We start from the raw sequence: 19,668 nt of genomic DNA, 5'->3' as shown, positions 1-19,668 counted from the left end.
GATTGATCCGACACTCTTCGCTGAATGTACAGACGAGAGCCACGCCTGAACGAACGCTAACCGCCATATATGAGAAAAACTATTGTTAGTCTTGGGCTTCCTGATATACTAATTAGCAAAATAATTTGACAGTTTCATTCCTTCTACCAGTCAGTTGATACTGAAGAACAGTGCCCTCAAGGTCCCGCCGAACCCTCACATGCATAACTTTCAGTCAGGAGGAATCTCCCATGCAAGACCAATACAAAACCAAGAAACAGCTAATTGACGAATTGAATGAAATGCGGCTTGAGGTGGCTGAATATAAAGCTTCCAGCACTATTCAACTGGACATTCCGGAACGCAACCAGACGGAACATGAGTTACGTGAGAATGAGCTGTGCTCCCGCTCTCTATTTGAACGACATCAAGCCGTCATGCTGTTGATCGAACCCAACTCAGGGGCTATTATCGATGCCAACGCAGCAGCAGCTAAATACTATGGATATTCCCGTGACGCCCTCAGAAAAATGGGAATCCAGGACATTAATTGTCTGCCTCCAGACGAGATTCTGGACGAAAGGCGTCGCGCCAAACTGGAAGAGCGAAACCATTTTGTCTTTCCGCATAGACTAGCCAGTGGAGAAACTCGAACAGTAGAAGTGCATTCATCACCCATAGACATTCAAGGGCGAACATTATTGTTTTCCATAGTCCATGACATCACCGATCGCAAGCGAGCGGAAGATGGGCTAAGAGATTCAGAGCAAAAATATCGTGCTGTTGTGGATGGAGCAAATGAGGGGATTCTCGTTGCCCAGGATGGAAAGATTCGCTTTGTTAACCCAAGGGCACGTGAAATGGTTGGTTTTGAAGTGGCCGAATTGCTTGATAGGCCTTTCACTGAGTTCATACATCCAGATGACAGGGATCTGGTGCTTCAGCGCCATTACCGGAGACTCAAAGGCGAGGAATTCGAGAGCCGTTATTCATTGAGGTTGATTGTAAAAGATGGAACGGAAAGAAGTTTTGATATCGATTCAAGACTAATTTCATGGGGTGGTGAACCGGCAAGCGTGGTTTTCCTTACTGATATTACCGAGCAAATACGAATGGAATATGAGCTTAAGAATAGCGAGGAACTCTATCAGTCTCTGGTAGAAAACAGTTTTGATGGAGTATTTCTTCAAAAAGGGCCGAAGATCGCATTCGCCAATTCGCGGCTTTATGAGATGCTTGGTTATTCGAAAGATGAGTTGGTAGGTATGGACCACTGGGCGGTTTATCATCGAGACGACCGAGAAATTATTCCCAGACGGTCGTTGGCAAGGATGAGAAAAGAACAAGTTCCTACTAGATACGAGGCCAGGTTGGTGCGAAAAGACGGAACATCGTTCCACGCAGAAATCAGCGCTCGTGAAGTGACAGTGAAAGGTATGCCTGGACTGCAAGTTTGGGTAAGAGATATTACGAAGCAAAGGCAATCCGAGAACGCACAAAGGCGGCTGGCCGCCGCTGTAGAACAATCGGCTGAAAGCATAATTGTGACTGATACTGACGGAAATATAGAATACGTAAACCCTGCCTTCGAGAGCATAACAGGGTACACACGAGACGAAGCAATCGGGAGAACACCTGGGTTCTTGAGTAGTGGTACCCATGACCAGAAATTCTACAAGGATCTTAGGGATGTCATTGCACGTGGAGACGTATGGAGAGGTGAATTCGTAAACAGGAGAAAAGATGGAACGCTTTATCAGGAAGACTGTGTAATATCACCCGTTCGGGATTCTTTAGGCAAACCAGTAAATTTTGTTTCCATAGGACGAGACAAAACTCTAGAAATCGAACTTCGAAAGCAGCTTTTCTGGGCACAAAAAATGGAAGCGATTGGAACCCTTACCGGGGGCATTGCCCACGATTTCAACAATCTCCTACAGGTAGTATTGGGATATTCCGACCTCATGCTCCAGAGAAAAAAGGGAGATGAAACTGACTATACCCAATTACTCCATATACATGAAGCTGGCAAACGCGGAGTAGACCTTATCCAGCGCTTGCTGACCTTCAGTAGAAAAATTGAGCCCAATCTCCGTCCTGTGAACTTGAACCAACAGGTAATTGAAATCGAGGGCCTTCTATCTCGAACTATACCCAGAAATATCAAAATTGACCTACACCTAGGCGCTGACTTGGAATTAATTAGAGCTGATCCGTCCCAGATTGGGCAAATTATAATGAATCTTGGGGTGAACGCCAGAGACGCAATGCCGGATGGTGGGACATTGTCTGTCATAACTGCAAACGATCAGTTGGACCAGGATTTCTGCCGGAGACATCTTGGAGCCAAACCTGGGCGCTACGTATCCCTCACCGTTTCAGACACTGGTTATGGTATGGATCAGGAAACGCAACTTCACATTTTTGAACCATTCTTTACTACCAAGGAAGAGGGAAAGGGGACTGGTTTGGGGCTTGCTACGGTTTACGGAATCGTTAAGCTCCATACAGGTTACATAATTTGTTACAGTGAACCTGAACATGGGACTACCTTTAGAATCTTTTTTCCTGCAATCTCAGGCGAAAGGGAACCCCAAACCAAAGTCGAAGAGACGCTCATTCGGGGCGGGTCCGAGACAATTCTCCTTATTGATGACGACACCTCTGTAAGAGATTGGAGTACCGAAATTCTAAGTAGCGTTGGCTACGAAGTCCTCACTGCAACTAATGGAAAAGAGGCCTTGGAGATATATCAAAGAGAAATAGCGAGAATCTCCCTGGTGATTCTGGACCTAATAATGCCGGAAATGGGTGGCAAGCAATTTCTGACGGAAATTCTAGGGGTCAACCCCAAAGCGAAGATGCTATTGGTCAGTGGTTTTCCCGCGGATAAACAGGCTCACTCTACGTTGACAGTGGGAGAGAAGGCGTTTTTACAAAAACCTTTTAGTGTGAAGCAACTTTTAAGTGAGGTTCGCAAAATTTTGGATGAGGATTGATTGATCAATTTCCAAGTCCAACTAAACCTCCTGGATATAGTCAACAACGACCAATTAATAGATTTGAAGATACGTATTCATTGCCTTTTCCTGGGCCTCACTCATTAGCCAATGAATTTGCTCATAATTGGCGTCTAGCACCTCAATTATGTTGATGTCCAAAAGGCGCCTATTGCCAAGATCTTTCAAAATAGACATGGCGTCATTCTTGTTCATGGCTTGTCTGTAAGGACGGTCCTCAGCCAATGCCGTGAAGATATCGGCGATTGAAACGATCCGAGATCCTATACCAAGTTTTTTCGATGAAAGGTGAAAAGGATATCCTGAGCCATCTAATCTCTCATGATGAAGCGCAGCCCATTCAGTGATTTGCCGTATTCCACCTATGCTACTCAATACCATGTAAGTCAAATAGGTATGTTGGCGCATCAATGCGAATTCTTCGTCCGTGAGTTTGGTGTCTTTTTCCAAAATGCTGTTAGGAATGGCCATCTTTCCCAAATCGTGTAAATTGCCGGCGACCGTCATCGATTCTGTTTCAAGCTCTGTCAGACCAAATAAACTCGCGATCATGGAAGCTGCGGCAGACACCCCAGCCGAATGTGTCACGGTGAATTTTGACCTGAAATCAATTAAATTCCGCACAAATTGGGATATAATAATCAATTGATCAAGTTCCACCTCAATTCCTCGACATGGAGCGCGGTGCAGGAGGAGCGAGTATAACCTTGGTGATGTTATGTCAAGCCAAAAATCCTCTCTCTGTCCAACGTATTTCAGCAAATCAACCACCAGGGGATGAATTTGATTGTCTGATAGGGATGACATCATAGAGGTTAGTTCATTGCTTTGATATAAGATGTACTGGTCTCGATTGATAAATCGTTCGAGCGTACCAGCTAGAAAGAGAATCTGTGACTGCAATACTAGTTCATTTTCTATTGGCTCGCTCCAGTCTCTCCAATGCCTATGGTGACATCGTACTATTTTAGCGCAAGGTTCGAAAATTGGGACCGTTTGAAGGAGCCGTTCTCCACGGAGGCAATGTTCATCTAGATTTGCAGCCTCTCCCTTATAAAGAGAGACCTTTTCGTCGGGTGACAGTGCCCCTAGGTCATGAAACAGGGCCGCAATAAAGAGATTCTTCAAGGGTTCCGGAGGTAGGTTAGCTGCTTGCCCTAGTTCCCAGGCCACAAAGGCTGACCGAATCTGACGTTGAAATAGACTTGGGCTAGCCAAGTCCAAAGCATCGGACAGAGAAAGCACCAAATTAAGAAGATTTGTAGTGACATTGTGATACATCTTAACCTCCTCCAACTATTTTCACATTTGTTTCCTGACTGAATCCACATGGAACCATTGATCAACTCAAAAGGCTATAAGCGAAATGTAAGATCATTCTATTTGCAAGTTGTACCCGATAACATAGTACATAAACAAAAAATGAGAAGATGCAGTGTTTAACTGTTAAAAATCCGGGATGGCGGTATCTTTATATTAGATGCTCGACTTTTGCGCTTGACGATACGGCCAGGTCTTAGAACTTGTCGAAACCCCGATCTTTACAAAATCGGTTCTGAGTCTTCTTCCTGATGATCAGTACCGTGAGTTGCAAACCCATCTTGCGAAATACCCTGACTCGGGAGTCATGATCCAGGATTCAGCCTGAAAATCGTATCTCAATAGGGCTGTATGATCTCATTACAATACCGATTCCAAACAACGCTATGTCACGCAAATAGACCATACTATGCGTCGCTTGAGGTACCCGCCTGTATGACCTGATTCGATATCATACATGAATGTAGGTATTTCGAGGGGACGATCTTGTCAACTTCAGCAAATAACGGCTGTAATTACTGGCCATTGGACAATAATTCATAGTTGGCACGTTTATTGATACCTGTTCGGCCATGAATGGTGGCTCATATTCCGGACACACACATCGATTGGGAAATCTCAAATAGTTCCGGCGCTGGGGATACGGACCGATTTACCCTGCAGTAGCCCCATTACAGACTGACTGCTTTGCGGTCATAGGCTAATGCATTGGAGGAATATATGAAATCGCCTGATACTGACGAATGTCGAGATACAAAAGATGGTCTCGACCGACGCACGGTTCTCAAATATGGGGCTGCTTTTGCAGGAACGCTGATCATGAATCAGCTCGCTGTCAAGAACGCTGGGGCTATGAACATAAAGCGCATGGACGCTACCGGAAAGTATCACATTCTCGGGTGCAATGACATGACGTCCACAGAAGGGTATTGGGATAATTCCATAAAACCTGCCCTTACCATGAATTCGGGAGAGATTGTGGAAATCGAGACAAATACACATTTGAAAGGCAAAATGATTCCGGGAGCGGAGATTGAAGACTGGATGGGTTGGTATAAGGAAGTGATGGCTAAAACTCCAGACGCCAGTTTTTATCCAGATGGTAAAACTGGAGTTCAAGCAGCTAAGAAAGGAGCGGGGCACCATACTCTTACAGGTCCGATCTTTGTGAATGGCGCTGAACCGGGCGACATGCTTCAGATTGAGATTCTCGAAATTATCCCCGGAAATTACGGCTTCAATCTGAATCCGGAAACCTCGTTTGTAAAACTGGGGCTTCTTCCTGATGATTTCCCAAAAGGACGGCTCACATGGTACGAGGTGGACCAAAAGAATATGAAATTTGAGTTCCTGCCAGGCATTGAGATACCTGTTCGACCTTTTCCCGGCACAATCGGTGTGGAACTTCCGGAGAAAGGTATGTGGAGCAATGTTCCTCCGGGGAAACATGGTGGAAACATGGACAACAAGGAACTTGTAGCAGGTAGCGTGCTTTATTTGCCTGTCCATGTCCATGGAGCAGGCTTGAAAACCGGTGACGCTCATTATGCTCAAGGAGATGGAGAGGTGAATCTCAACGCCCTCGAAGGCGCATTCAAGAGTATGAAGCTTCGTATGACCGTTCGTAAGGATCTAAAAGGATTGGTCCAAGAGCCTTTTGCGTCTACCCCTACTCACTGGATTGCAATGGGATTCCACACCGACATGCTTGAGTCCACCAAAATGGCCGTGCGTAATGCTATAAAGTTCCTCAACAAACGTTACGGAATGAATGAGCTTGATGGCTACGCCTTCTGTAGTATGGCGGTTGACCTCCGTGTCACGCAGGTCGTTGACCTGGCGAAAGGCATCCATGCAATGATTCCGAAAAATTACTTTGTCGGTGATCAGTACGCAAAAAAGACAACCTTGCTGCTATAGGCTGGGGGGCTTACAGATAGGGAGACCTGTGAAACCGAAGCTTTCCCGATGGCTAAGGCTTAATGGCTCCTTTTCACACATCCATTAGTGGCCATTGAAGTCTCGCTTTGCGCCACGTCCCTCAAGGGCGTGGCGACTCCTTACCTAACTCCATAAAAATTAACCCCAAACCGCTTGATTGAGCAGGATTGAAAGAGTAACCGTCTCCCGGAAAACTGAGGTCAAAATAGGACTTTAGTTCCATGGGAGCTTCCCCACAGAGTTTCACGCTTTGGGTGTGTCGCGAATTTTGTGCAAGCTCCGGGAAACAAAGTTCAGGGATTACCTGACATAATGTAATTGACGTCGAACACATATTGTGTGTTGACTGTAACCAGGGACGAAGTGAATTCCGTTGGCGCCGAGTGACAGACAGATGGCTGATCCACGTATCGAGACTTTAATTGAGTCATTTTATCACGACCCCCTTGTTGAATTCTTTTGGCCTAATGAGGAATCCCGAGCTAGGCAGCTTTCCGCAGGATTGGAATTTCTGCTGGGTTTATCATCGAAAATAATGAGCATAGAGATAGCCAATAACAGGTACGCCGCGGTGATCGGCGTTACTTCACCAGAAGATTATCCACCCTCCTTTTTTAATGCCATGGTTGCGCTGAGCAAACTGATACTGAAATCAATACGTCTTAGTCCGCTCCGTGAAATGAAACGATGGATACGTGTATATCATCAGTTAGAGAAGATACATCCACAGCAGCCTCATTGGTACATCCTGGTTTTGGGGGCGCATCCAGATCACCAGGGCAAAGGACTGGGCGGCGAGCTGCTAAAACCGATTCTTCAGAAAGCGGACGAAGAAAACGTCGCTGTTTACCTGGAGTGTTCCAATCCGAAAAGTCTTGATTTTTATGACAAACATGGATTCCGGGTGATGGAGGAAATCATTCCCATTTACGCTTGTCCACCCATTTGGAGACTAATACGGAAACCAATATCTCAGTCTAGCGAAAGGAACTAAGCTGATCAGAAGCATTTAAGGGAGAGTGCCGAATTAAGCGGCTGAGTAAAGTCATTATCCGCGAGAAAGGAAATGATGGAAAAAGTCACGACAACAATTGATCATGATTTGTGTATTGGCTGTGGACTGTGTGTCCAAGTGTGCCCTGCCAGAACCCTTTCAATGCGCAACGGCAAGGCTCAAGTAACCGGCGATCGATCGTTAAACTGTGGGCACTGTCAGGCTGTTTGCCCGGTGGGGGCCGTTACCGTCAGCGCTATTGACGATACCATGTCGCAATTCGTCAATTTCCAGCCAGATAAGAACTGGCTCCCTCATGGAGATTTCGACACTGCGCAACTTGTTCGACTAATGGCCTCCAGACGCTCTTGTCGCAATTTCCTGTCCAGACCTGTCGACCGGTCTATCCTGGAAGATCTTGTAAAAATAGGATGTACAGCGCCTTCAGGCACGAATTGCCAACTGTGGACTTTTACGATATTGCCGACTCGGGAAGAAATCATGGCGCTCGGAAATGGAGTTCGAAGCTTCTACTTGAAATTAAACTCTATGGCAAAGAACCGTGTGTTACGAAAATTCCTGAAGTTGATTGGGAAGCCAGAGCTAGACTCTTACTACAGGGAATATTACGACAGTGTAAGAGAAGGGCTGGACGAATTTGACCGATCTGGCGTCGACCGCCTGTTTCACGGGGCTTCCGCTGCTATTGTTGTCGGAAGTAGGCCGCAGGCTACTTTGCCGAAAGAAGACGCATTGCTGGCGTCTCAGAACATACTTTTGGCCGCTCACAGCATGGGCCTGGGAAGCTGCCTGATCGGTATGGCCGTCGAGCCCATGAAGAGGGATCCCAGGCTCCAGAAGGTAATTGGCATGCCAACTGACGAGAAGGTGTACACGGTGATAGCCTTGGGCTACCCGGCTGAAACCTACCAACTTATGGCTGGTAGGAAAAAGGCTGTTGTCAGGTATTTGGAACCATAGTCACTGGATCCTGAGTGTTTGCTATTCTTGTTGGGGCGAGGATAGCGGGCAATGTGGTATCGCCGAATACTATTCAGCGTTCAGGGCCAATATATTCCAGGGGGCTGTTATGAATCTACAGACCAATGGCTGGTAAAACGCTGTTCAATCGCATAATGAATCTGGTAACAAAAATATGTTAGACTTACATAGAATTTGTCCCGCAATGGATTTTATGGCTTGAACCCGTTTACCGACCTGGCGGGGTTAGTGAATAGAATACGTGAAAATTCCCACGACTGACCAAACTTCAAAACGAGCCGTTCTTTTTGTCGCTATTTCAAGCTCTCTGCTGACGCCTCTGATGGTGTCATCAGTGAATGTGGCATTTCCAGCCATTCAAAAAGAATTCCATATCGACGCCGTCCTGCTTGCCTGGCTTGCAACGTCATATATCTTGTCGGCAGCGGTTTTTCTGGTTCCCTTTGGGAAGGCAAGCGACATTTTAGGGCGCAGGAAGATTTACATCATTGGTATCCTGGTGTTCACAGTCTCCTCACTTCTCTCCGCCCTGGCCGTAAACGCTCCTATGCTTATTCTGTGCAGAATTTTGCAGGGGATGGGCAGCGCCATGATGTTCGCCACAGGTATTGCCATTGCGACGTCAGTGTTTCCGGCTGCCGAAAGGGGCAAAGCCATTGGGATCATAGTGGCGGCTGTTTATATCGGTTTATCCGTAGGTCCATTTCTCGGGGGAGTCTTAACCCACATGTATGGGTGGAGAAGTGTATTTGCATTAATGGTCCCAATGGGCGTACTAACGACTTATTTGGCTGTGACCAGATTGAAATCAGAATGGGCCGATGCTAAAGGTGAAAAGCTGGACCTGTTAGGTTCTCTTTTGTATGGGGTATCGATCACAGCAATCATGATCGGGCTTTCAGAGACGCCTTCTGTTACGAGCGTGAGCATCTTGTGCTTGGGGTGCATCGTTCTGGCCCTGTTCATTTTGTGGGAACTGAGGACCAAATTCCCTGTTCTCGACATTACGATGTTCACAATGAACAGAGCGTTTGCATTCTCAAGCCTCGCCGCTCTAATAAATTACAGCGCTACATTTGCCATAACGTTTATTTTGAGTCTCTATTTGCAATACATTAAGGGATTTGACCCGAGCATGGCCGGACTCGTGCTCATTGCGCAACCTCTGACAATGGCCGCATGTTCACCAATTGCGGGAAAGCTCTCGGATAGAATCGAGCCTCAAAAAATTGCGTCAGTGGGTATGGGGGTAACTGCTTTTGGTCTGTTGGGGTTAACGTTGTTAGACTTTGAAACCAGTCTTTTTTATATCGTTTCAGATCTATTGATAGTCGGATTTGGCTTTGGCCTTTTCTCATCGCCCAACATGAACGCAATTTTGAGTTCTGTGGAGAGAAAGTCATATGGTATTGCGTCGGGCGTGGTAGGCTCCATGCGTATGCTGGGACAGATGTTTAGCATGGGGATTGCTACCCTGGCTTTTTCGCTGACCATGGGCCGGGTTCCAATAACCCCTAAATTGTATCCGGCCTTCTTGAAGAGCGTTGACGCAGTCTTTACGGTATGCGCAGCGCTGTGTGTTTTAGGGATATTTGCTTCTCTGGCAAGAGGAAAATTAAGGGATGGCGCTGGAGGATGAGGGACAGGCGCTCCAATGAGATGTTATTGATATAGCTCATCATTAAGAAGAAAAATGTGGAGCCAACTCAGATGAGACGTAAACAATGTGAAATAACTGATTGTAAAGAAATAGAACGTATCCTAGGCGCAACCACGATCGGACGTATCGCCACTGAGGGGGCAGACGGATATCCGTACATTACGCCGGTAAATTTTGTATATCACAAGGGAAACATTTATTTTCATTCGGCTCCGAAAGGAGAAAAGCTCGACAACCTCTCTCGAAACCCAAATGTCTGTTTTGAGGTGGACATTCCACTAGCGTACATCGACTCGGGTTTTGATCCTGACCGTAGGATTTGCCAGGTTCACCAATTCTACCATTCAGTGATCATACGGGGGAAAGCAAGCGTTGTCGAGGATGGTCCCCTCAAGGTCGAATCCCTAAACGCTCTTATCGGCAAACACGAACGTCATTCCGGTCATGAGTTTGAAAGCGAAGAAATGAACGGATACGCCGCTTGCATAGTTGTGGAGATCAAACCTACATCCATCTCAGCCAAGAGTGATTTATGGCAATACAAGAGTTCCGAAATTCGAATCAGACTGGCTCAATATCTCAAGAGTAGGAACCAAGCGCATGATTTGGAAACCATAGTCTCAATGGGATTCAATCCGGCAGAACTGTGAGGGCGCCACAAACACTGTGGAGAGTGGCCCCGTAAGTAGAGATCCTGCTAAGTTTCGATAGAATCGACCGTCATCTTGTATACATATTTTACCCAGTCGTAACCGTAATAGCCTTCTGCGACCAGCCGGAGAGGGAACCCGTGTTTTTGAGGGAGTTTCTCGCCGTTTACCTGATAAGCTACAAAGACTTTATCCGTCAGCGCATCATTAATCGGCGCACGAGTTACTTTCTCATAAGGTCCTTCAGGTCCTCGAAAGGTTACATGAGTTACCCCATGTTTAGGTGAGGCCAATTTAAACAGAGTTTTCACAGAGACACCTTTCCAGAGCCCATAGTTGGCGAAAAAGCCCGGACAAATCAATAGAGCAGGCCTCTCTATCGAATCGAGAGACAACAACTCCTCGTAGGTAAGCCTAAGGGCTTTTTCCACATGTCCGTCCACGAGGAATCTCCAATCTTTTATCTCTGGGCGGTAGTCATCCATACCCATCGTTCCGAAATTATTGAGAGGGGTTATTTTCAGATTGTCCGTAGCTACATCTTTGGGGTTCCGGTTTTTCAGGTCAGAAGAATCAACGCTTTCGGGAATCATTTCCTGGTTACTTTGAGCATTGGTTTCTTGCATGAAAACACCTGGTAGATTAGATGCAAGGCTCAACCCACAAAACCATTCACTGACTAATTTTAAAAAATCTCTTCTGTTTCTCAAAATTGCGCTCCTTGAATAGGGACTACCTAACCAAAACTTGTCCAACTTGAACCGAAACATCATACAATCCCCAAAATTATTGAACCTACCCGGATCTAACGTATGGGTGTGTGTGGTCCCCTCTCATAGTCTGGGCATGTCCTACGCTCATCTCTATTTACTTTCCAAGAGCAGTTTATATACTTATATAACCGTTAAGTTTTTCAAGACAATATCTGTAAATAATCCCGGAGCAAGTTATATGGAATCCAGGGTAACAATACCCGGTATCTAATTTGTTCAAAACGCTAAAAAATAAGGTCAATGGCTATCAGCCGATGACTATTTTCGTTAGAGACAGAGGCCCTAGACCATGAATCTCGCTCGGACAATTTCCCAGACCGCCCGCCGGTATGGCGATAAGCCCGCCATAATCTTTGAGGACAAGAGCTATACATACAACGAGCTGGACAGTCAGGTCCGGCGATACTCAGGTTTGCTTGTGCGACTTGGGGTTAGAAGCGGAGATCGTGTCGCAATTCAACTACCCAAACGGATGGAATTTATTTTCCTGGAACTGGCGGTTATGTCCATAGGTGGCGTAGTCCTACCGCTCAATTCCGATTACAAGTCTGAAGAGATCAATTACTTTCTATCAGACTCCGGTAGTCATCTATTTTTCACCGATACAGAACGCTTTACGAGGTCTAGGGAAGTTCTTGATGAGTTGAACCAGGTAGTCACGGTTCTGGTGGAACCTGCCGATGAATCTCTAAGTATGAGGCTCACAACGGAGTTAGACAAGACGGACCCAAACTTCGAGAGAGTCTACCCGACCACCGGAGATGACTTAGCGATGATCCTATACACTTCCGGTACCACCGGCAAGTCAAAGGGAGCCGTGCTGAGCCACAGAAATCTTGTTTCGAATATGAAGGCTCTTCACCAGGTCTGGAACTGGTCCGACAGCGACGTCCTCTTGCATGTCCTGCCGCTATTTCATGTACACGGCCTGTTTGTGGCGCTTCATGGCGGCCTGTACGCCGGCGCAACCATCATTATGCACGAAAGATTTGATCCCATCAAAACGTGGAAAACCATCGAAAAGGAAAAATGCACTATCCTCATGGGTGTGCCCACAATTTATAGCCGTCTCCTTGACCAGTGGCAAATGATGGAGCCAAAGGCTGATTTGAGTTCGATAAGAGTTTTCATTTCAGGCTCGGCCCCATTGATGGAAACTCTCTTCAACCGTTTTGAACAAGCCACGGGCTTCCGCATCCTGGAGCGTTACGGTATGACAGAGGCCCAAATGATTGCGTCCAACCCTATCGAACCCGCAGCTAGAAAAGCAAAGAGCGTGGGCTATCCACTCCCTGGAGTGGAGGTCCGGGTGGTTACCGAGTGTCATGACGACGTTGTCCCAGGGGATGTAGGGGAAGTCTGGATACGGGGAGACAACGTTTTCAGAGGTTACTGGCAGATGCCTGAAAAAACAGCGGAATCTTTTGAGGACATGTGGTTCAGGACTGGAGACCTTGGTATTCAGGATCCAATGGATAGCGGGCGGCTCTATATTGTTGGGAGATCAAAGGAACTCATCATTTCCGGCGGATATAATATCTATCCAAAAGAAATCGAGAACGTTCTGGAAAGCCATAACTCAGTCAAGGAAGCAGCGGTGGTGGGGTTGCCAGATGAGGATTTTGGAGAAAAGGTAGCTGCATTCGTGGTTATGAAAGATGAGACTCAGAACTCCACCGAAGATCTCATCCCGTTCTGCAAAGAGCGGATTGCAGGATATAAGTGCCCCAAAATAGTGTTTCGGATAGACGCCTTACCCAGGAACGCCATGGGTAAGATTCAAAAGAATGCGCTTATAGAGAAATACTCTCAAGATAACCATAAATGAGAGAATTATATTAGATGAATTGAAGGAGGATTTAATGAGCCAGCATCTTAACAGCAAACCCTTGAGTGGCATCCTGGTCATCGATTTTACCCATGTCCTGAGTGGGCCTTTTTGTACGATGATGCTAGCGGACCAAGGCGCACGGGTGATTAAAATTGAAAAAACAGGGACCGGAGATGACAGCAGGGCTTTTGGCCCATTTTACGAGGATAAATCTTCTGTCTATTTTGAATTCGTGAATCGAGGCAAGGAGAGTATAACTCTAAACCTTAAAGACGCTGACGATTTGGATTTCGCAAAAAAGATGATTTCCAAAGCCGACGTAGTTGTGGAAAATTTTAGGCCTGGAACAATGGAACGGCTTGGCATGGCCCCAGATGAACTCGTTAAACAATATCCACACCTAATTGTCTGCTCTATATCTGGATTTGGACAAACAGGGCCCATGAAACTTGAACCTGCATACGACACGGTGGTCCAGGCATTGAGCGGTTTAATGAGCGTTACAGGGTTTCCTGATGGTAAGCCGACGAGGGTAGGAACATCGATTTCCGATCTCACGGCCGGACTCTTTGCGTATTCAGCCATTACCACGGCGCTGGTGGGACGCCAGAAAACGGGAAAAGGCACAACCGTAGATGTGGCTATGCTGGACGGGACTTTTACTCTTCTCGAACATGGACTGATGGATGCATTGGCGGAACATATAGATCCAAAAAGAATCGGGAATGCTCACCCATCTATTTGTCCTTTCGACGCTTATCAATGCGCTGACCGCATGCTGGCGATTTGTTGCGGGAATGACCATCTGTTCGGAAAACTGTGCGACACTTTGAGCCTGAAAGAAGCCAAGACAGACCCAATGTACGCCACCAACGAGAACCGAATGGAAAACCAGGTGTCCTTAAAAGAAGCTATGGAAAAGGTTCTAAAGACTCGACCCGCAGCCGTTTGGTCGGAAAAGTTGCAGGCATCCGGCATTCCAGCAGGACTAGTACAGTCTGTGACGGAAGCGGAACAAATGCGGCAAATCATAGAGCGCGACATGATCGTTACTGTTGGCGCCCGACAGTTTCCAGGTAATCCAATCAAGTTCGGGAGTTTTGATTCTTCTTGCGCTAGCGCTCCTCCGCCCGTATTGGGCGCTAACAATGATGAGATTAGAGATTATTTCAAGTAATAATTTACATTTAATGGGTCAAAAATCAGAAAAGGAGACCTAAATATGGATGACGTCGCAGCGCAAGACTCTGCCTGCATAGTGCAAAGCCAACTCAGGGATAGCAATATTGGAATCGTAACCATGAACAATCCCCATCAGGCGAACTGCCTGAGTTCCGAACTGGTTTCGGGAGTACTCAACGCATTGGATGAGTTCGAGAATAAAGCTGTTCGTGTAGTGATCCTGAGAGCTTACCCGAAAGCCAAAGTATGGTCTGCCGGACACAATATGAAAGAAATCCCTCTTGACGGCCAGGATCCGCTCACCTGGAATATCCCGTTTGAACGACTCCTGCATCGGGTCAGAAGATTCCCAGTTCCAGTAATAAGCATGATCGAGGGTAGCGTATGGGGTGGAGCATGCGATCTTGCAATGACTTGCGACCTGGTAGTTGGAGCGACTTCGACTTCTTTTGCAATCACCCCCGCTAAGATTGGGCTGGCGTATGACGCGGCCGGTCTTACTCACTTTCTCGGCGTGTTGCCTCTCCATGTTGTCAAAGCGATGCTCTTCACTGCCGAACCACTTTCAGCGGAAGACGCTTCTCGTTTCGGGTTGCTCAATCGGTTGGTAGAGCCGGAAGACCTTGAAAACACAACTTTTAAGATTGCTGAAACAATCGCCTCACGAGCGCCGAAGGTTATTCGACTCCTTAAAGTTCAGTTGAGGAAGTTGACTGACGGACCGTCGCTCAGTCCCGACGACTTCGAGGAGATACAGCAATTACGGCGAGAGGCCTATCGGAGCAACGATTTCTCTGAAGGTGTCCATGCATTTTTTGAAAAGCGTATTCCCCAATTTCAGGATCAGTGAAAATAGCCTTTCAGTGGAGGCAGAAAACTTAAGGAAAGGAAGGAACCATGAAAAAGCATTTAATCGTTTTGACAGTCATTTTATGGGTGGCAATCGTTCCTTTGGCGTTAGCGGCGGAACACCAGGAAACCAAGCCCAAGCCTGAAACTTCTGCGGAAGAAACGGTTCATTCCGCAAAACCGGAGATGAGTCACAATATGATGTGTCCCATGATGGCTAATGCGCAAAAAGGTCAAGCCATGATGCTGGGAGATAGTTATTCTCCTCTGGCGCTTTTGGCCAGAGCCAACGAATTAGGACTTACCTACGACCAGGTTCAAAAACTGAAAGAATTGGACAAGGAAATTTCCAAGAAAGCCAGAGGAGTTTTGAAACCGGATCAGATCTCCAAAATAAACGCCGCTCCTTTCGGTCCTGAAGGGAAGATGTCGAGCCCAATGATGAAAATGATGGAAATGAAGATGAAGGGAAAAATGGATGAAAAGGACAAAAACTCTGAAGACATGAAAAGTGGGGGAAAGCCGTCCAGTATGGACAAGATGTGAATTAATAATCGACTTGTTCGCGGTTCCATCACAGGCGCCTCTAGCGCCGGCGCCGCGAACTGAAGATAACATGATTAGCGGCCAGCCTAATTTAATACTACAATCAGATTGACAGAACAAGAATGCGACGCTATCCAAGGTCGTACGCTGAGATTCTGTAGCCAGATGAATTTGGAGAACGGACACTGGATGGAACGTCTTATTCGTGCTATCAATTTGCGAGGTGGTGTGTTTCAGAAATTCTGCAAGAGATTTCGGATATATCAAACATATGTACAAGCTTTATTATAGGTATCAGCTAGCCCTGATCGTTTCGGACTTTTTGGTTACCCTGTTGACTCTTCTAGCTGTGGCAAATTTAAGGCCCTTTTTGCCGGGCCAGGAAATTGCAGCGCCGTCGGTTATTCCTCATCATTTAATCTACTTTGTAACGCCCTTGTCTCTTTTAATAGTGTTTGGCTTTTCTGGCGTATATAATTTCAGGCAACGTCCAAGACCGTCTGTTCAGATGATGTCGTTTGTGCTTTCTTACGCCTTGTGGGGCTGGTTTTTTGTTGGGATACTGTATTTTTCTTTTAGAGAGATATCTCGGCTGTTTGTAATATACTTTAGTGTTTCCAATTTTGTGGCCCTTGCGGTTTGTCGATATATCCTGTGGTCAATCATGGCCGGAACGGAAAACGGGAACAGCGTCGGAAGGGTTCTTATTTTTGGGGATTTGAAAGCTTCATCAGGGTTGAGCCCAGCGATTCTCAGAGAATTCACGACTGGTTATACGATAGTGGGATTTTCGGATTTCGAAACTCCGAAAGACGTCGAGTTGCAGGCTCCATTTCTTGGAACAGCGGAACATTTACCGAAGATAGTGAGAGAAAACCAGATCGACATAGTTATTATGTCACTCGATACGTCCAGCTTATCGGCGCTGCGGCCATTGGTCATGGAATTGATCAGGATCCCTGTCAGACTTTTTCTGGCTCAAAATTATTCTCAACTACCATTCATTGAATTGGACATTGAAAGAATTGGCAATGTTGTAATGGTGGGAATTCTTGAGCCGATCATCAATGGCTGGAACAGGATGTTCAAACGGATTTTTGATCTTGTAATCGCTACCGTTTCGCTGATCCTGATATGGCCTGTGTTTATAATGATAGCTTTAGCCATAAAAATTGAATCATCTGGCCCGGTGGTTTTTCTCGCCAAAAGAGTTGGGAATGGCGGGAAACTCTTTACCATGTACAAATTCAGGACCATGATCGATAATGCTCAAGATCCTGATCTCTCGGGTGTTAAAATTGACGGACAAGGACGAAAAATCTACAAGTTTAAAAATGATCCTCGAATTACCAAAGTAGGAAAATTCTTGCGCCGGTGGTCTTTGGACGAATTACCCCAACTTTTCAATGTGATTAAGGGAGAAATGTCTATGGTTGGTCCTCGTCCTGAGCAGCCCTTTATCACACAGGAATACGAAGCATGGCAATGGCAAAGGATCCTTGTACCTCCTGGAATCACAGGCTGGTGGCAGATTTCAGGAAGAAATGAAGCGCCGATGCACCTTAACACCCACCTTGATCTTTATTATGTCACAAACTACTCCATGTTCATGGATCTAAAGATACTTTTCCTTACTGTTTTTGAAGTTTTTAGAGGGCGGGGCGCCGATTGATATTGATTCGTTTGTAAGGACGACAGAAAATTACCAGCCATTCAGTTGGCCCAAGGATTATTATTTGGTCGGCGCAACTTGAAACCCACAAGTTACGCCTTATTCAAAATGAGAAATGAAGTCATATACTTTTCAGTTCTGAAAAATCTCCACAAATAAGTCATAACATGCTATAATAGCTTATCAAAATGGAAAACATGTTTCATGTGAAGCTCTTTTTCCAGGTTCTCGTCAGGAATTAGGGAAAAATAATTGTGAGTTATGGAAAACTGTGAAAGGACGTGGACAAATGAGAATCCTTCTTGCTCTGTTTTTTGTGTTGCTGTCTTTAGCGAGCGCTCTTGCTTGAGGTTGCCGTTGATTGGCCTATAGTTTATAGGCTGGGACGCTATTTTTAGAGACTACCGTGTAAAAAGAGCGAGTGCCTTAGAATTGCCCAACTGGAACAAAAAGGACGCCGAAGCCGTAACTCTTTTGCGCTTCGAAAGGTTACTCTCCGATCTTTCTGCGACTTTTGTGAATCTTCCTTCCGAAAAGGTAGATGAGGAAATTGAGAGGTGGATGGGGAGAATAGGCGCCTTTCTGGACATGAAGGTAGGGACTTTGGCTCAATTCTCTGAAGACCAGACAAAAGCCCGTTTCACGCATACCTGGGCGGTTGATGGTGTAGAAAAACTCCCTAGCCGGCCTTCAGTCAGAAGCTGGCCTTGGACTTTCGATCAAATCAGGCGTGGAAACATTGTCCAGTTTACCAATGTTGAAGAGCTGCCTGTGGAAGCTGCAGTAGACAAACACCGTTTCAGGGAAGTAGGCTCGGTTTCCAACATTTCTATACCATTGTCCGTAGGTGGAACAATAGTTGGGGCTCTGAGTTTCAGTTCCCGTTTCCCAAGCGCGGCCTGGCCGGAATCATATGTCGAACGTTACAGGCTACTAGGGGACGTTTTCGCCAACGCCCTGATGAGAAAACGGTCAGACAAGGCGCTTAAAAAAGCCTTTAACGAGATAAAGCTCCTGAAAGAACAACTGGAGGCTGAAAACGTCTATTTGAGACGACAAGTCAGGCTCTTTAGAAATTATGAAGACATCATCGGAGAGAGTCAAACTATTCAACAGGTGTTAAGCCTGGTCGAGCAGGTCGCTGAAACTGACTCCACCGTGCTCATTCAAGGAGAAACCGGGACAGGCAAGGAATTGATAGCGGACGCGATACACAGACTGAGCAACCGGAGAGAACGAATAATGGTAAAAGTGAACTGCGCCGCTATTCCCCAAGGCCTCATAGAGAGTGAGATATTCGGGCGGGAGAAAGGCGCCTTTACGGGAGCCTCTTCCAGAGAAATCGGGCGCTTCGAAACGGCTCACAAAGGAACGATACTGCTGGATGAAGTCGGCGAACTGCCTGTCCAGCTTCAGAGCAAACTACTCCGGGTTCTTCAGGATGGAACTTTCGAAAGGCTGGGAAGTTCCAAAACGGTCACGGTTGACGTCCGGGTTATTGCCAGTACCAACAAGGATCTTGAAAAGGCTGTTCACGAAGGAATTTTCCGTCCAGACCTTTACTATCGGTTGAATGTTTTCAAGATTACGGTTCCTCCACTCAGGGAGAGGAAGCAAGACATTCCGGCTCTGATCTGGTGGTTTGTAAACAAATACTCAAAGAAAATGGACAAGAAGATTGAGAGCATACCAAGGCGAGCTATGGAGGCGTATCAGCAGTACGACTGGCCTGGGAATGTTAGAGAGTTGATGAATGCTGTGGAGCGATCGGTGATTCTGACGAGAGGGGACATGCTGAACGCCTATGTCCCCGCTTCTACGAAACCAACGGATAGTGAAGCGCTTTCGATGGAAGGAATGGAAAGAAAACACATTTCCGAGACACTTGGAAGAACCAACTGGCGAGTCCGGGGAAGGGATGGAGCAGCCGAACTTCTTCGGATGAAACCGACTACGCTGGAATCCCGGATGCGCAAGCTCGGGATACGGCGACCAAACCCACCCATTAAATATCGTAGCCAATAAATACTAAATATCGTGTTGTTTTATTGCGCCACCGCCGGAAGCAATTCTTTTACGATCAAATAATATCGTTTTATCAAACTGTTAAGTGATATTAGTATATCCACTTGACACTGGCACGTCATTTGCTGTCCATGTCTTCAGATTACTCGTCAGAATGCAATCCAAGCAAACAGATGGAGGTACTGAGGAATGGAAAAGATCTGGCCTGCCGGCGTTTGAAGGGA

Annotated in this window: 14 protein-coding genes; 12 read left to right on the top strand and 2 right to left on the bottom strand. The window is 46.3% G+C overall.

Going from position 1 to position 19,668, the window contains the following annotated elements; translation table 11 throughout:
* Positions 1-230 precede the first annotated feature (230 nt).
* A complete protein-coding gene (locus WC647_00670; GenBank protein ID MFA6220804.1) occupies positions 231-2,978 on the top strand; it encodes a PAS domain S-box protein in 2,748 nt (915 codons plus the stop codon).
* Positions 2,979-3,032: 54 nt separating this feature from the next.
* Here WC647_00670 and WC647_00665 read toward each other — a convergent pair whose 3' ends face one another.
* Positions 3,033-4,280, bottom strand: coding sequence for an HD domain-containing phosphohydrolase (locus WC647_00665; protein MFA6220803.1), 1,248 nt, complete (start codon positions 4,278-4,280; stop codon positions 3,033-3,035).
* Between the two features lie 759 nt (positions 4,281-5,039).
* On the opposite strand from WC647_00665, the gene WC647_00660 reads away from it, so the two are divergent.
* The 5 genes from WC647_00660 (at position 5,040) to WC647_00640 (ending at position 10,566) form a co-directional block, all read left to right on the top strand.
* Entirely contained in the window at positions 5,040-6,239 is a 1,200-nt protein-coding gene (locus WC647_00660) for an acetamidase/formamidase family protein (GenBank protein ID MFA6220802.1), read from the top strand.
* Positions 6,240-6,654: 415 nt separating this feature from the next.
* Positions 6,655-7,254: a GNAT family N-acetyltransferase gene (locus WC647_00655; GenBank protein MFA6220801.1), complete on the top strand. Its 600-nt coding sequence runs from the start codon at positions 6,655-6,657 to the stop codon at positions 7,252-7,254.
* Between the two features lie 72 nt (positions 7,255-7,326).
* Positions 7,327-8,235, top strand: coding sequence for a nitroreductase family protein (locus WC647_00650; protein ID MFA6220800.1), 909 nt, complete (start codon positions 7,327-7,329; stop codon positions 8,233-8,235).
* Between the two features lie 262 nt (positions 8,236-8,497).
* Positions 8,498-9,895 carry an MFS transporter gene (locus WC647_00645; GenBank protein MFA6220799.1) on the top strand — a complete coding sequence of 466 codons (1,398 nt, stop codon included), beginning with the start codon at positions 8,498-8,500 and terminating at the stop codon, positions 9,893-9,895.
* Between the two features lie 71 nt (positions 9,896-9,966).
* Positions 9,967-10,566: a pyridoxamine 5'-phosphate oxidase family protein gene (locus WC647_00640; protein ID MFA6220798.1), complete on the top strand. Its 600-nt coding sequence runs from the start codon at positions 9,967-9,969 to the stop codon at positions 10,564-10,566.
* A gap of 47 nt (positions 10,567-10,613) precedes the next feature.
* On the opposite strand, the gene WC647_00635 is transcribed toward WC647_00640, so the two are convergent.
* On the bottom strand, positions 10,614-11,192 hold the full coding sequence (locus WC647_00635) for a molybdopterin-dependent oxidoreductase (GenBank protein ID MFA6220797.1): 579 nt from the start codon (positions 11,190-11,192) through the stop codon (positions 10,614-10,616).
* A gap of 436 nt (positions 11,193-11,628) precedes the next feature.
* On the opposite strand from WC647_00635, the gene WC647_00630 reads away from it, so the two are divergent.
* The 6 genes from WC647_00630 to WC647_00605 all read left to right on the top strand — a co-directional run bounded on the left by WC647_00630 (position 11,629) and on the right by WC647_00605 (position 19,444).
* Positions 11,629-13,167 (top strand): AMP-binding protein, encoded by a 1,539-nt coding sequence (locus WC647_00630; protein ID MFA6220796.1) that lies wholly within the window; start codon positions 11,629-11,631, stop codon positions 13,165-13,167.
* 34 nt (positions 13,168-13,201) lie between these two features.
* Positions 13,202-14,347: a CoA transferase gene (locus WC647_00625; GenBank protein ID MFA6220795.1), complete on the top strand. Its 1,146-nt coding sequence runs from the start codon at positions 13,202-13,204 to the stop codon at positions 14,345-14,347.
* 45 nt (positions 14,348-14,392) lie between these two features.
* The gene (scpB, locus tag WC647_00620; protein MFA6220794.1) at positions 14,393-15,202 is read left to right on the top strand and encodes a methylmalonyl-CoA decarboxylase; all 810 of its coding nucleotides are present in this window, start codon (positions 14,393-14,395) and stop codon (positions 15,200-15,202) included.
* 47 nt (positions 15,203-15,249) lie between these two features.
* Positions 15,250-15,747, top strand: a complete 498-nt coding sequence (locus tag WC647_00615; protein ID MFA6220793.1) for a hypothetical protein — start codon at positions 15,250-15,252, stop codon at positions 15,745-15,747.
* A 271-nt stretch (positions 15,748-16,018) separates the two neighbouring features.
* Positions 16,019-17,419, top strand: coding sequence for a sugar transferase (locus WC647_00610; GenBank protein MFA6220792.1), 1,401 nt, complete (start codon positions 16,019-16,021; stop codon positions 17,417-17,419).
* A gap of 432 nt (positions 17,420-17,851) precedes the next feature.
* Positions 17,852-19,444 (top strand): sigma 54-interacting transcriptional regulator, encoded by a 1,593-nt coding sequence (locus tag WC647_00605; protein ID MFA6220791.1) that lies wholly within the window; start codon positions 17,852-17,854, stop codon positions 19,442-19,444.
* Positions 19,445-19,668: the final 224 nt, after the last annotated feature.

Source organism: Desulfomonilaceae bacterium (assembly GCA_041662605.1).
Taxonomy (GTDB): domain Bacteria; phylum Desulfobacterota; class Desulfomonilia; order Desulfomonilales; family Desulfomonilaceae; genus CAJBEZ01.
The sequence above is the reverse complement of the archived record's forward strand: the minus strand, read 5'-3'. Positions and strand labels throughout refer to the sequence as shown.